The sequence below is a fragment of the Comamonas kerstersii genome, from assembly GCF_002056725.1.
Lineage (GTDB): Bacteria > Pseudomonadota > Gammaproteobacteria > Burkholderiales > Burkholderiaceae_C > Comamonas > Comamonas kerstersii.
Map to the genome: position 1 here is coordinate 1,224,138 of NZ_CP020121.1, position 12,672 is coordinate 1,236,809.

At 60.4% G+C, this 12,672-nt stretch carries 13 protein-coding genes and 1 pseudogene; 6 read left to right on the forward strand and 8 right to left on the reverse strand.

The features are described 5' to 3' along the window. Positions 1 to 13 precede the first annotated feature (13 nt). Together recA and recX are read left to right on the forward strand one after the other, a co-directional pair. Positions 14 to 1,129 (forward strand): recombinase RecA, encoded by a 1,116-nt coding sequence (recA, locus tag B5M06_RS05755; protein WP_054067138.1) that lies wholly within the window; start codon positions 14 to 16, stop codon positions 1,127 to 1,129. A gap of 65 nt (positions 1,130 to 1,194) precedes the next feature. Then, positions 1,195 to 1,650 carry a recombination regulator RecX gene (gene recX, locus B5M06_RS05760; protein ID WP_054067137.1) on the forward strand — a complete coding sequence of 152 codons (456 nt, stop codon included), beginning with the start codon at positions 1,195 to 1,197 and terminating at the stop codon, positions 1,648 to 1,650. A 397-nt stretch (positions 1,651 to 2,047) separates the two neighbouring features. Here the strand turns inward: recX and yddG are convergent, their stop codons facing one another. The 4 genes and pseudogenes from yddG to argC form a co-directional block, all read right to left on the reverse strand. Beyond that, complete coding sequence (yddG, locus tag B5M06_RS05765; protein ID WP_054067136.1) at positions 2,048 to 2,971, reverse strand: aromatic amino acid DMT transporter YddG; 924 nt, start codon at positions 2,969 to 2,971, stop codon at positions 2,048 to 2,050. A 181-nt stretch (positions 2,972 to 3,152) separates the two neighbouring features. Continuing rightward, positions 3,153 to 3,581, reverse strand: a pseudogene (locus tag B5M06_RS05770) (N-acetyl-gamma-glutamyl-phosphate reductase); the annotation flags it as partial. 27 nt (positions 3,582 to 3,608) lie between these two features. Then, positions 3,609 to 4,007 (reverse strand): CZB domain-containing protein, encoded by a 399-nt coding sequence (locus B5M06_RS05775; RefSeq protein WP_162777373.1) that lies wholly within the window; start codon positions 4,005 to 4,007, stop codon positions 3,609 to 3,611. Positions 4,008 to 4,164: 157 nt separating this feature from the next. After that, positions 4,165 to 5,097: an N-acetyl-gamma-glutamyl-phosphate reductase gene (gene argC, locus B5M06_RS05780; RefSeq protein ID WP_080025180.1), complete on the reverse strand. Its 933-nt coding sequence runs from the start codon at positions 5,095 to 5,097 to the stop codon at positions 4,165 to 4,167. Positions 5,098 to 5,427: 330 nt separating this feature from the next. On the opposite strand from argC, the gene sucC reads away from it, so the two are divergent. The 3 genes from sucC to B5M06_RS05795 all read left to right on the forward strand — a co-directional run bounded on the left by sucC (position 5,428) and on the right by B5M06_RS05795 (position 8,365). Next, positions 5,428 to 6,588, forward strand: a complete 1,161-nt coding sequence (gene sucC / locus B5M06_RS05785) for an ADP-forming succinate--CoA ligase subunit beta (protein WP_054066633.1) — start codon at positions 5,428 to 5,430, stop codon at positions 6,586 to 6,588. A gap of 21 nt (positions 6,589 to 6,609) precedes the next feature. Continuing rightward, positions 6,610 to 7,512 (forward strand): succinate--CoA ligase subunit alpha, encoded by a 903-nt coding sequence (gene sucD / locus B5M06_RS05790; protein ID WP_054066634.1) that lies wholly within the window; start codon positions 6,610 to 6,612, stop codon positions 7,510 to 7,512. A gap of 382 nt (positions 7,513 to 7,894) precedes the next feature. Further along, the gene (locus tag B5M06_RS05795; protein WP_080025181.1) at positions 7,895 to 8,365 is read left to right on the forward strand and encodes a pilin; all 471 of its coding nucleotides are present in this window, start codon (positions 7,895 to 7,897) and stop codon (positions 8,363 to 8,365) included. A 66-nt stretch (positions 8,366 to 8,431) separates the two neighbouring features. Here the strand turns inward: B5M06_RS05795 and moaC are convergent, their stop codons facing one another. After that, positions 8,432 to 8,935, reverse strand: coding sequence for a cyclic pyranopterin monophosphate synthase MoaC (gene moaC, locus B5M06_RS05800; protein ID WP_054066635.1), 504 nt, complete (start codon positions 8,933 to 8,935; stop codon positions 8,432 to 8,434). Positions 8,936 to 9,083: 148 nt separating this feature from the next. On the opposite strand from moaC, the gene B5M06_RS05805 reads away from it, so the two are divergent. Then, the gene (locus B5M06_RS05805) at positions 9,084 to 10,619 is read left to right on the forward strand and encodes a M48 family metalloprotease (protein WP_054066636.1); all 1,536 of its coding nucleotides are present in this window, start codon (positions 9,084 to 9,086) and stop codon (positions 10,617 to 10,619) included. Here B5M06_RS05805 and B5M06_RS05810 read toward each other — a convergent pair. From B5M06_RS05810 to B5M06_RS05820, 3 genes are all read right to left on the reverse strand, one after another. Continuing rightward, positions 10,590 to 10,940 (reverse strand): phage holin family protein, encoded by a 351-nt coding sequence (locus B5M06_RS05810; RefSeq protein WP_054066639.1) that lies wholly within the window; start codon positions 10,938 to 10,940, stop codon positions 10,590 to 10,592. The genes B5M06_RS05805 and B5M06_RS05810 overlap by 30 nt on opposite strands. Positions 10,941 to 11,027: 87 nt before the next feature. Continuing rightward, a complete protein-coding gene (locus tag B5M06_RS05815; protein ID WP_114070928.1) occupies positions 11,028 to 11,477 on the reverse strand; it encodes a hypothetical protein in 450 nt (149 codons plus the stop codon). A 139-nt stretch (positions 11,478 to 11,616) separates the two neighbouring features. Then, positions 11,617 to 12,381: a TerC family protein gene (locus B5M06_RS05820; RefSeq protein ID WP_054066638.1), complete on the reverse strand. Its 765-nt coding sequence runs from the start codon at positions 12,379 to 12,381 to the stop codon at positions 11,617 to 11,619. Between the last annotated feature and the right edge of the window lie 291 nt (positions 12,382 to 12,672).

The window sequence follows — 12,672 nt, forward strand, 5'->3', positions numbered from 1 at the left end:
AAAGGACATCGCCATGAACGCCATCGCACGCAACAACGACGCCAACAGCGAAAAAGCCAAAGCCCTGGCTGCCGCCCTCGCCCAGATTGAAAAGCAGTTTGGCAAGGGCACCATCATGAAGCTGGGCGAAGGTGAAGTGGTGGAAGACATCCAGGTGGTGTCCACCGGCTCGCTGGGTCTGGACATTGCCCTGGGTGTAGGCGGCCTGCCCCGTGGCCGCGTGATTGAAATCTACGGCCCTGAGTCGTCCGGCAAGACCACGCTGACGCTGCAGGTCGTCGCTCAGATGCAAAAGCTCGGCGGCACCTGCGCCTTCATCGACGCAGAACATGCACTGGACACGTCCTATGCCCAGAAGCTGGGTGTGAACCTCAATGAAGTGCTGATCAGCCAGCCTGACACGGGCGAGCAGGCGCTGGAAATCGTGGACTCTCTGGTGCGCTCCGGCGCCGTGGACCTGATCGTGGTGGACTCGGTGGCCGCACTGGTGCCCAAGGCCGAAATCGAAGGCGAAATGGGTGACAACCTGCCCGGCCTGCAGGCCCGCCTGATGAGCCAGGCGCTGCGCAAGCTGACTGCCACCATCAAGAAGACCAACTGCACGGTGATCTTCATCAACCAGATCCGCATGAAGATTGGCGTGATGTTCGGCTCGCCCGAAACCACCACCGGCGGTAATGCGCTGAAGTTCTACGCCTCGGTGCGTCTGGATATCCGCCGCACCGGCACCATCAAGAAGGGCGACGAAGCCATTGGTAACGAAACCAAGGTCAAGGTCGTGAAGAACAAGGTCTCGCCGCCCTTCAAGACTGCCGAGTTCGACATTCTGTTTGGCGAGGGCATTTCGCGCGAAGGCGAAATTCTGGACATGGGCGTGGACGCCAAGCTCATTGAAAAGTCCGGTGCCTGGTACGCCTACAACGGTGAAAAGATTGGTCAGGGCCGCGACAACGCCCGTGAATTCTTGCGCGAGAACCCCGCGTTGGCCGTGGAAATTGAAAACAAGGTGCGCGAAAGCCTGGGCATCAGCCTGATTCCTGTGGCCGAAGGCGAAGCCGCTCCCGCCAAGCCCGGCAAAGGCAAGAAGGCCGATAAAAACACGCCCGACGCTGATGGCGTCATCGGCTAATCCATAGCAAACCAACCCGCTGCCAGCGTTTTTGCACGAACGCTGGCAGCGGGTTTTTTTACACCATGGGTTTTCAGACAATCTCGCTCACCGGGCGCGCACTCAAATACCTCTCGCAGCGCGAGCACTCGCGCCTGGAGCTGGAGCGCAAGCTGGCCCCGCATGTGGAAGAAGGCGAAGATCTGGCCGCCGTGCTTGATGCGCTGGAGGCCAAAGGCTTCATCAGCCCCGAGCGCGTGGCCCAGTCCGTGATCTACCGCCGCAGCAGCAAGCTGGGCACCGCGCGCGTGCTGCACGAGCTGCGCAGCAAGGGGCTGGATGATGACGTGGTGCGCGCCGCTGCGGAGCAGCTCAGAGACACGGAACACGCCCGCGCCTGGGACGTGTGGCAGCGCAAGTTTGGCGCAGTCGCCACCACCCCGCAGGAGCGCATGAAGCAGATGCGCTTTCTGGCCAGCCGTGGCTTTGGCGGTGATGTAGTGGGCAAGGTGCTGCGCGGGCAGGCACCGGAATCCGATTAAGCGCAGCGCTGGCTCCCTCTCCCGCTTGCGGGAGAGGGCGGGGGAGAGGGTCTAACTTTCGCTGGCTCCCTCTCCCGCTTGCGGGAGAGGGTTGGGGTGAGGGGAGCGTCTTTCTTTTCTGGCGGCCCCCACCCTCACCCTCCCCCAGCGGGGGAGGGAATAGAGGCGGGAGAGGTGAACCTCTTCCCCTCTGGCTTTCTCTCCTTCCCCCTCTGGGGGAAGGCAGGGATGGGGGCCTGCCAGGCTTGAGGCATGCCGCCGTGGCGCTGCATGATAGCCACCAGTTTCCATCATGAAATATGCCTCTAACGACCATGCAGCAAGCGCTAGTAGCTATGAATTTGGTATGAACTCCCTCTCCCGCTTGCGGGAGAGGGCGGGGGTGAGGGTCTAACTTTCAAGCGCGCGTCGCCCACCAGCACACCAGCGAACCCACCGTAATCAGCACCACGCCCTGCCAGAACGGCAGGCCCGGCTGCACGGCCAGCCACACGCTGGCCATCAGTGCCGAAAGCACGGGGGTGAAGTACGAGCCCGCAGCCATCACGGCCAGATTGCCGCGCTGAATGCCGTGCTCCCAGCAGCCATAGCCCAGTGCGGTGAGCGCGCCAATCGCCAGCACCTGCAGCACCACACTCCAGCTCCATTGCATGGCAACCGTGTCTGCTGCCAGCCATTGCAGCCACAGCAGGAAGGCCGTGAGGGTCAGAAACAGCCCCACGCCATTGAAGCCACCGCCGTGGATGCGTGCGAGCACCGAGTAGGCAGGCCACATGATGGCTGCGCCAAAGGCCAGCGCATAGGCCACGGGGTTGGCCGCCATGTGCGCGCCCAGGTTCTGCCACCAGGGTGTATCGACGCTGCTGGCGCCTTCTCCCATGACCAGCACCAGCCCCCACAGGCACAAGGCCACGCCCAGCCACAGCCACCAGCGGGCGCGCTGCTGGTGGCAGAGCACGGCCAGCACAATCGTCAGACAGGGCCAGAGGTAGTTGATCATGCCCAGCTCCATGGACTGGGGCCGGTCATGCGCCAGTCCAATCGCCACCGACAGGCAGATCTCATAGAAAGCAAACAGCAGACCGCAGACGATGAGGTAGATGCGCGAGATACCCCGCAGCTGCGCGCGCGAGGGCACACCCTTGACCAGCAGCACAAACGCGGCGCTGACGCTGTAGAACACCGCCGCGCCGCCCAGCGCACCCAGCGCCTCGGCCACGGAGCGCATCAGGCCCACGGTGCTGCTCCAGCAAAGCACGGCCACCAGACCGATCAGGGTGGCACGGCGAATTTCCGGCGAAGAGGCAGTGGCGGCAGTCATGCAAAACCTATAAAAACAAGAGCTGCCAGCGCTTGATAAACAAAGGTTTCAGATACAAAACTATTTGAAACCTCATGCAATCAAGCGCAGGAAGCTATTTATAAAGAAGCGCCCTGCCTGCAAAAAAGCGGCCCGCAGGCCGCTTGATCATGCAAGGCAGATGCCAGTGTAAAACCGCGCTTTACACACCCAGCATCAATTGCAGATTCTGCACGGCAGCGCCGCTGGCACCCTTGCCCAGATTGTCCAGCCGCGCAATCAGCACGGCCTGGCGATGGGTTTCGTTGGCAAACACACGCAGCTCCAGGTGGTTGGTATTGGCCAGCGTATCGGCGGCCAGCTTGTTGTCTTCGGTGGGAGGCAGCACCTTGACCCACTGCGCCGGCGTATTCGTCTTGGCGTAGTGGCTGGCCAGCGCATCGTGCAGGTCCTGTGCCTTGGGTGCGCCGGGCAGCAGGTCCAGGTGCAGGGGCAGCTGCACCAGCATGCCCTGTGCATAGTTACCCACGGCGGGAATGAACACGGGGCGGCGTGTCATGCCGGTGTATTTCAGAATTTCAGGAATGTGCTTGTGCGCCAGGCCCAGACCATAGGCCTCATAAGGCGCGGCACCGCAATCCCCGGCGCCGATTGTGAATTACTCGTCTGCCGCTTCTTCGGCAAGAGCTTTGAGCATGCGCAGGTCACGCACCACTTCAGCCGATTGCTGGGTAAACTGCACGTCCAGCATCTTGTTAGCCTCTTCGGTCTTGCCTGCCTGTGCCAGTGCCACCACGTTGGATGCAGCGTAGTGGAACATCTTGTGATGCCCTTGCAGGGCCGTGAAGCCCGGGAAGTTCCCCAGCTTGGCCTTCCCTGCGCCGTGAATCCACTTGCCGAGATCGCAGCGGTCGTCAAAGCAGATCTCCTCTGCGACGAACTTCTCGGTGGAGCGACCGTCCAGGAACGCTTGCAGACGGTATTTCCAGTTTTCGTGGGAGGCGATAGCCATGTCGATGTCAACCGTGTTGACGATTTTTGCAATGTGAGAAACCATCTCCTTCTTCGGGGATGCGCCTACACCAAAAAACCGCGCCAGAAGACCAAAAGCCATATTGTCACCTTGTAAAAATAAGTAAATTCATAGGTGGTACTAAGAGAAGGTTCGATCTCTGTCAAACCACCTTCGGGAAAATCTCCACATAGGCGGGGGGTCAAATTCCCAGCATCAATTGCAGATTCTGCACGGCAGCGCCGCTGGCACCCTTGCCCAGATTGTCCAGCCGCGCAATCAGCACGGCCTGGCGATGGGTTTCGTTGGCAAACACACGCAGCTCCAGGTGGTTGGTATTGGCCAGCGTATCGGCGGCCAGCTTGTTGTCTTCGGTGGGAGGCAGCACCTTGACCCACTGCGCCGGCGTATTCGTCTTGGCGTAGTGGCTGGCCAGCGCATCGTGCAGGTCCTGGGCCTTGGGCGCGCTGGGCAGCAGGTCCAGGTGCAGGGGCAGCTGCACCAGCATGCCCTGTGCATAGTTACCCACGGCGGGAATGAACACGGGGCGGCGTGTCATGCCGGTGTATTTCAGAATTTCAGGAATGTGCTTGTGCGCCAGGCCCAGACCATAGGCCTCATAAGGCGCGGCACTGCCAGCCTCGTACGCCTCAATCATGCTGCGGCCACCGCCGGTGTAGCCAGACACCGATGGCAGGGCCACGGGGTAGTCCGCAGGCATCAGCCCTGCATCCACCAGCGGGCGCAGCAGCGCAATCGCGCCTGTGGCGTAGCAGCCGGGGTTGGATACGCGGGTGGCGGTCTTCACCGCTTCAAGCTGGCCGGCGCACAGCTCAGGGAAACCATAGACCCAGTCCGGCGCCACGCGGTGGGCGGTAGATGCATCAATGATCTTGATGGCGCGGCCGGTTTCTGCGGTGATGCTGTCGACCAGCGCCACCGTCTCGCGTGCGGCATCGTCGTGCAGACACAGGATGACCAGATCCACCTCGGCAATCAGCGCCCGCTTGGCCGCGGGGTCCTTGCGCAACTCGGGCGCAATGCTGACCAGTTCCACACCAGCCATACCCTGCAAGCGGTCACGAATCTGCAGACCCGTGGTGCCAGCTTCGCCATCAATAAAGACTTTGGACATTGTTCAATGCTCCCGCGCTTCTTGGCGCATCGTAGGTTCATGCCGCAATTGCGACGCCATCAAATAAACGGATTGTCGCTGCTGCGGGCGGGGTGCAGCGCAAAAACTGCGGCTCCTGCCGTTTTTCAGGGGGCGTTTGTGGCCTTCCGGGCCAGCCTTGGTGCGGCTTGATCTACGTATGCCAATACGTATATCCCGTGAAACAAAGCACTTTTTGCCGACTTGTCAGCATGGTACATTCGCCGATTGCCATGTCATACGAGCCCGGCTCCGCATGCCCAGGCAGCAGGAAAACGGGCATTTTTCCTCCGTTTCAGAGAGACAAGACTCATGAAGATTCATGAATACCAAGGCAAGGAAATCTTGCGTCAATTCGGCGTGCCAGTTCCCCGTGGCATTCCGGCTTTCACCGTCCAGGAAGCTGTAGAGGCAGCACAGAAGCTGGGCGGCCCCGTGTGGGTGGTGAAGGCGCAGATCCATGCCGGCGGCCGCGGCAAGGGCGGCGGCGTCAAGGTGGCAAAGACCATTGAGGACGTGAAGGCCCTGTCCGAGCAAATCCTCGGCATGCAGCTGGTGACCCACCAGACTGGCCCTGAAGGCCAGAAGGTGCGCCGTCTGTACATCGAAGAAGGTGCAGACATCAAGAACGAACTGTATGTGTCGCTGGTGACCGACCGCGCCACACAGAAGGTGGCACTGATCGCTTCCAGCGAAGGCGGTATGGACATCGAGGAAGTGGCCCACTCCACGCCCGAGAAGATCATCACCGAGATGATCGACCCCCTGACCGGCATCACCGAAGCCCAGTCGCGCAAGGTGGCTGCGGCCATCGGTCTGGAAGGCAAGTCCATCGACCAGGCCGTAGAGTTGTTCGCCAACATCTACAAGTGCTACATGGACACCGACGCTTCGCTGGTGGAAATCAACCCCCTGAACTGCGACTCCAACGGCAACCTGATGGCCCTGGACGCCAAGTTCAACTTCGACTCCAACGCCCTGTTCCGCCACCCCGAAATCGTGGCCCTGCGCGACCTGGACGAAGAAGACCCCGCAGAAATCGAAGCCTCCAAGTTCGACCTGGCCTACATCTCTCTGGACGGCAACATCGGCTGCCTGGTGAACGGCGCGGGCCTGGCCATGGCCACCATGGACACCATCAAGCTGTTCGGCGGCGAGCCCGCCAACTTCCTGGACGTGGGCGGCGGCGCAACGGCCGAGAAGGTGACCGAAGCCTTCAAGATCATGCTCAAGAACCCCAAGGTCAAGGGCATTCTGGTCAACATCTTCGGCGGCATCATGAAGTGCGACACCATCGCCACCGGCGTGGTCACCGCCTGCAAGGCCGTGAACCTGAGCGTGCCACTGGTCGTGCGCATGAAGGGCACCAACGAAGAGCTGGGCAAGCAAATCCTGGCCGAATCCGGTCTGCCCATCATCGCAGCCGACACCATGGCTGAAGCTGCTACCAAGATTGTTGCTGCCGTCAAGTAAAACGCCCCCGGAGATAAAAACATGTCGATCTTTATCAACAAAGACACCAAAGTCATCACCCAGGGCATTACCGGCAAGACCGGTCAATTCCACACCGAAAAGTGCCAGGAATACGCCAACGGCAAGAACTGCTTCGTCGCCGGTGTGAACCCCAAGAAGGCGGGCGAGCGCATTTTTGACATCCCCATCTACGGCTCCGTCAAGGACGCAGCCAAGGAAACTGGCGCCACCGTCTCCGTGATCTACGTGCCCCCAGCAGGCGCCGCTGCCGCCATCTGGGAAGCCGTGGAAGCCGATCTGGACCTGGCCATCTGCATCACCGAAGGCATCCCCGTGCGCGACATGCTGGAAGTGCGCAACAAGATGAAGGCCAAGGAAGCCGCGGGCGGCAAGAAGACCCTGCTGCTGGGCCCCAACTGCCCCGGCCTGATCACGCCAGACGAAATCAAGATCGGCATCATGCCCGGCCACATCCACAAGAAGGGCCGCGTGGGCGTGGTGTCCCGCTCCGGCACGCTGACCTACGAAGCCGTGGCACAGCTGACCGAACTGGGCATTGGCCAGTCCACTGCTGTTGGTATTGGTGGTGACCCCATCAACGGTCTGAAGCACATCGACGTGATGAAGGCCTTCAACGACGACCCCGACACCGATGCCGTGATCATGATCGGCGAAATCGGCGGCCCCGACGAAGCCGAAGCCGCCCGCTGGTGCAAGGAACACATGACAAAGCCCGTGGTGGGCTTTATCGCCGGTGTGACCGCCCCTCCCGGCAAGCGCATGGGCCACGCCGGCGCGCTGATCTCCGGCGGCGCTGACACGGCCGACGCCAAGCTGGCCATCATGGAAGAGTGCGGTTTCACCATCACCCGCAACCCCTCCGAAATGGGCCGCCTGCTGCAAGGCCTGCTGAAGAAGGCCTAAGCCCTCTCAGCCAGCTCGCAGTGATCTGCTGCGGGCATCAAGCAAAAAGCCAGCCTCTTGAGGCTGGCTTTTTGGTTGCTGCTTTCAAAGATATAGCTGCTTGCGCCGGTTATTTCTTGGTTTCCAAGTTATTTATATTGCAAAGCACCGTATATCAAGCGCAAGGTGCTCCTGAAAATAGAGTTTATGCATGCGAGGTGGCGGAAATCCAGTGAATGACAAAAGTGTTATGCCGCTTGATACAAGTCATGCAGAAAATTACATTCCACGCCCGTTTGCAACCAAAGTTTGCAATTCCCCGGGGTTGGTACGTAGGAATTCGCTGGCACGCGACTTGCTCTATGGATGACGTCAATTTCATCCACAGAGAGAGGAGCTTTCTATGAAGCGCACAATGCAACAGGGCTTTACCTTGATTGAACTGATGATCGTGGTGGCGATTATTGGTATTTTGGCGGCTGTGGCACTGCCTGCTTATCAGGACTATGTTGCTAGAGCTCAGGCTACTGAGGGGGTCTCCTTGGCAAGTGGCCTCAAGACTAATATGTCTGAGATTTTTGCAAATACAGGAACGTGTCCAGCTAACACTGATGCTGCTGCTGCTGCCGTAGGACTTCCAACAGATACAGATGTCAACGGAAAATATGTTCTGAAAGTGACTACTGGCGGGACTGCTACAGCAGCTGGTGGATGTACAATTGTTGCGACCTTTAAAGGTACAGGTGTAGCTACTCCACTGGTAAATGGAACCATTACTTTGACCCTGTCCAATGCAGACAATGGATCTTTTAATTGGGCTTGCACATCTGGTATAGCTCAGAAATACTTGCCTAATGGCTGTACCAAAGTTTAATTAGATTTAGAAATGCTGCCATTTCGGCAGCATTTCTTTTTTAGTTTTATGTGTGAGGTGGAGTAATTATTTTAAATAATTCGCTAAATTATAAGACTTCCCCCCCCGTTTTTCTACGACCCTCACCCCCTCCATCACCATCCCCTTATCCACCGCCTTGCACATGTCATAAATGGTCAGCAAGGCAATTTGTACGGCCGTCAGCGCTTCCATTTCCACCCCGGTCTTGCCATAGGTTTCCACCGTGGCTTCACAGCGCACCGCGTTGTCTTCAGGCAGCAATTCAAAATCCACGGCCACGCGGGTCAGTGCCAGGGGGTGGCACAGCGGAATCAGGTGGCTGGTCTGCTTGGCGGCCATGATGCCGGCAATGCGTGCAATGCCCAGCACATCGCCCTTTTTGGCCGTGCCTTTCTGGATGATGTCCAGGGTTGCGGGCTGCATGACGATGCGGCCTTCGGCCACGGCCACGCGGTGGGTGGGTTGCTTGGCGCCTACGTCCACCATATGCGCCTGGCCGTGGGCGTCAAAGTGGGTCAGTCCGTCGTTGGGGAGGTGGTGTTCGCTCATCTTTGATTCTGTGTCGTTCGCTACAGGGAGGCGCAGATGTCAGACAGCTTTGCGTATGGCATGTAAAGCTGGGAACATGGGCGCAATGCAGGCATCATAAGAGTCTGTTCTTGTCACAGAGGGCCTTGTGCCTTTGCCCGCTATTGCCATGAAGCCATTTTCCTTCGCCCTTTCGCCGCTGCGCAGTGCCTTGCTGGCTGCGGTGCTGTGTCTGCCCGGTGTGGGCTATATGGCTGGTGCACAGGCCCAGCTGGCCCTGCCCAGCATGGGCGATGGCGCAGACCTGACGGCCAGCGAAGAGCGCAGGCTGGGCGACAGCATCATTGCCTCGCTCTACCGCGACCCGGACTATATCGACGACCCGCAGCTGCACGCCTATGTGCTCAGCGTCTGGGAGCCACTGGTGAAAGCGGCGCGTGAGCGCGGCAATCTGTCGGAGGAAATCAGCGAGCGCTTTGCCTGGGAGATTTTGCTGGGCCGGGACAAGAGCATTAACGCCTTTGCCCTGCCTGGTGGCTATCTGGGGGTGCACCTGGGGCTGATTGGTGCGGTAAGCAGCAGCGATGAACTGGCCACGGTGATGGCCCACGAGCTCACGCACGTGACGCAGCGCCACATTGCGCGCATGTTCGGGCAGGAGAAGAAGAACATGCCCATCATGATTGCCAGCATGGTGCTGGGCGCGCTGGCGGCCAGCAAGAGCCCGGATGCGGCCAATGCCCTGATTGTGGGCGGGCAGGCGGCCACGATTCAGAACCAGCTGGGCTTTTCGCGCGACATGGAGCGCGAGGCCGACCGCATTGGCTACACCTTGCTGGAGCCCGCAGGTTTTGCACCGCAGGGCGCCGTGAGCATGTTTGAAAAACTGCAGCACGCCAGCCGCCTGAATGACAACGGCAGCTGGCCTTATCTGCGCACCCACCCGCTGACCACCGAGCGTATTGCCGACATGCACAGCCGCGTGCCCCAGGGCAAGAACCAGCCGCCCCAGCCCACGCTGGAGCATGCGCTGATGGCGGGGCGTGCACGCGTGCTCAGCCGCCCCGGCGTTGATACTTTGCGCCAGTGGGTCAAGCTGCCGGACATGCCGGAATTTGCCCAGCGCAATGCGCGGGAGCAGGCGGCTGCGCTGTATGTGGCCGTGCTCAGCCAGATGGAACTCAAGGACTGGCGCGCTGCACGTGCGCTCTGGAGCAGGCTGGATGCCCTGGTGCAGCCCTCTGGCGACAAGGCCGGCATCCAGCAGGTGCAATGGCTGGGGGCGGAGCTGGAGCTGGAGGACAAGCAGCCGCAGGCTGCGCTGCAATTGCTGGGCCATCCAGACTTGCGCGGTGACTTGCCACGCCCGGCCATGCTGCTGGGCAGCCGCGCCCTGCTGGCGCTGGGCCAGCCTGCCGTGGTCAGTGACCGGCTGCAGACCTGGGTGGCCGAGCATCCGCATGATGCGGCGGCGTGGCGCCTGCTGGCACAGGCCTGGTATGCACAGCGCGAGGATTTGCGCGCCATCCGCGCCGAGGCCGAGGCACGCGTGGCGCATTACGACTATGCGGGGGCGGTGGACCGCTTCAAGGCCGCGCAGGACCTGGCGCAGCGCGGCCAGGGCGACTATATCGAGGCCTCCATCATCGACACGCGGCTGCGTGCCGTGCAGGAATTACTGCGGGAACAGACGCGCCAGAAGTGATTCGATGGCCAGGCCCAGCAGCGAATACAGCATGGAGCCCCAGACGGCGGCCCAGAAGCCTGTGACGTGAAAGCCGGAGAGCATGCTGGACGCCGCCCAGAGCATGAGGCCGTTGATCACAAACAGGAACAGGCCCACGGTGATCAGCGTGACCGGCAAGGTCAGAATCACCAGCACGGGCCGCACCAGGGCATTGAGCAGGCCGATGACCAGCGCCGCCAGCAGGGCCGAGCCATAGCTTTGTACCTGTACACCGCTGAATACTGCGGCAACCAAGAGCAGCGCACCAGCGCTGAGCAACCATTTCAGCATGAGTTTCATGGCTGCCAGCATAACGCGCAGACAAAGAAAAAGGGCCGAGAAGGCCCTTGATCTGGTAGGGAGTCTGAAAGACCTGGCACAGGCCCATCAGGCTGCAAGCACGTCGCTGACCAGCACCGTCCAGCATGCGCCGAGGCTGGTCAGCGTGCCAGCCAGCTTGCGCAGAACAGGGGCGGAGGTCTGGGCCGATACGGCATCCTTGGGGCGGCGCATGTCGATGACTTGCGCGCTGCTGCCGTGCTCAGCCAGCAGGCTTTCGAGCAGCTCTGGCAAGGGGGCCTTGGCCAGCATGGGCGTGACCTGCACGCCCTGTGCCTGAAAGACGGGCAGGCAGGACTGAAACAGGCGATCTGCCCATTTGTTGCGCCAGTTTTCGCGAGAGCGATTGCTCACAAACTTGCTAACGCGATGCGTAATACGTGGGGCACAGGCGACCAGCACCCAGTGTGCGTCCTGTCCATGCGCGCAAAGCAGCATGCTGCGCAGCAGCTGCTGCGCGTACTCCGCGTCGTCTACGTAGGCGATGTAAGTTTGCACGGTTCCTTTTCCAGCAATCAGTCTCATCAGCGCCGCTCGTTACTCGGGGGTGTGGGCGGCTGAGTGTGAATAAAAAAGCCCCGGGGGCACAGCGCTCAGCATATCGCAGCCGGGCTGTGGTCCGGGGCCTGTTCAGGGCTTAGTGCGCAGCGCCAGCCTTGGCTTTTTTGGCAGCAACCATTTTGCCCAGCACCAGCACCAGCAGTGCGCCACCGATGTGGGCAGCCCAGTAGATAGGCATGGAGGCGTTGAAGATGGCGTGGCCATTTTCATCCGCAGCCAGCAGCTTGGGCGCCCAGGTCCACTTCTCGGGGTTCACGAACAGCGGATCGGAGACCAGCATGCCGCCCGCAATCCAGCCCAGCAGCATGCCGCCGCCCACGATGATGATGGGGAAGCGTTCCATCAGCGTGATGACCAGCTGCGAGCCCCAGACGATGATGGGGATAGAGATCAGCAGGCCCAGTGTTACCAGCAGCAGCTGGTGGTCGCCCGAGCTTTGCGCGGCGCCAGCAATGGCGATCACGTTGTCCACGGACATGACCAGGTCAGCCACGATGATGGTCTTGATGGCGGCAAACAGCTTGTCGCTGCCCTGGATGTTGTCGTGACCTTCTTCATCAGGGGCAATCAGCTTGATACCAATCCACACCAGCAGCAGTGCACCCACCAGCTTGAGCGCAGGCAGCGCCAGCAGTGTCATGGCAAAGGCAATCAGGATGACGCGCAGGATGATGGCACCGGCGGTGCCGTAGATGATGCCCTTGCGACGCTGCTCAGGAGGCAGTTTGCGGCAGGCCAGCGCAATCACCACAGCGTTGTCGCCGCCCAGCAAGATGTCGATGATGATGATTTGCCCCAGGGCAATCCAGAATGGGGCATGGGTGAGAAAGTCGAAATCCATGTGAAACCTCGGTTAAAAACTGCGGATGCGCTCAGGCGCCTGCAGCAGATACTTTACGCGTGTTCACCTGGGAGAAGTCTTGGGCGATGAAGGACAAAGCCTGGATGCCGTGGGAGCTTCCTGAGGGAGCACGTGTAAACAGTCTCCCAAAGGTCTTGCCCGCACGATCGCCGATCATGCCTGGCAAGCCGGAAACCACGGTTTCGTACTGACGACTTGCCAATCCGCCGGAATGTGGCTGCATTTGCACACCCGGCGGGGAGCTACTCCCCTTTGAAGTGGGCGATTTGA

What these genes read in the sequence shown, in the direction of transcription:
- recA (WP_054067138.1), top strand. Translation starts at nt 14, where the DNA reads ATGAACGCCATCGCACGCAACAACGACGCCAACAGCGAAAAAGCCAAA.
- recX (WP_054067137.1), top strand. Translation starts at nt 1,195, where the DNA reads ATGGGTTTTCAGACAATCTCGCTCACCGGGCGCGCACTCAAATACCTC.
- yddG (WP_054067136.1), bottom strand. Translation starts at nt 2,971, where the DNA reads ATGACTGCCGCCACTGCCTCTTCGCCGGAAATTCGCCGTGCCACCCTG.
- B5M06_RS05775 (WP_162777373.1), bottom strand. Translation starts at nt 4,007, where the DNA reads ATGGTTTCTCACATTGCAAAAATCGTCAACACGGTTGACATCGACATG.
- argC (WP_080025180.1), bottom strand. Translation starts at nt 5,097, where the DNA reads ATGTCCAAAGTCTTTATTGATGGCGAAGCTGGCACCACGGGTCTGCAG.
- sucC (WP_054066633.1), top strand. Translation starts at nt 5,428, where the DNA reads ATGAAGATTCATGAATACCAAGGCAAGGAAATCTTGCGTCAATTCGGC.
- sucD (WP_054066634.1), top strand. Translation starts at nt 6,610, where the DNA reads ATGTCGATCTTTATCAACAAAGACACCAAAGTCATCACCCAGGGCATT.
- B5M06_RS05795 (WP_080025181.1), top strand. Translation starts at nt 7,895, where the DNA reads ATGAAGCGCACAATGCAACAGGGCTTTACCTTGATTGAACTGATGATC.
- moaC (WP_054066635.1), bottom strand. Translation starts at nt 8,935, where the DNA reads ATGAGCGAACACCACCTCCCCAACGACGGACTGACCCACTTTGACGCC.
- B5M06_RS05805 (WP_054066636.1), top strand. Translation starts at nt 9,084, where the DNA reads ATGAAGCCATTTTCCTTCGCCCTTTCGCCGCTGCGCAGTGCCTTGCTG.
- B5M06_RS05810 (WP_054066639.1), bottom strand. Translation starts at nt 10,940, where the DNA reads ATGAAACTCATGCTGAAATGGTTGCTCAGCGCTGGTGCGCTGCTCTTG.
- B5M06_RS05820 (WP_054066638.1), bottom strand. Translation starts at nt 12,381, where the DNA reads ATGGATTTCGACTTTCTCACCCATGCCCCATTCTGGATTGCCCTGGGG.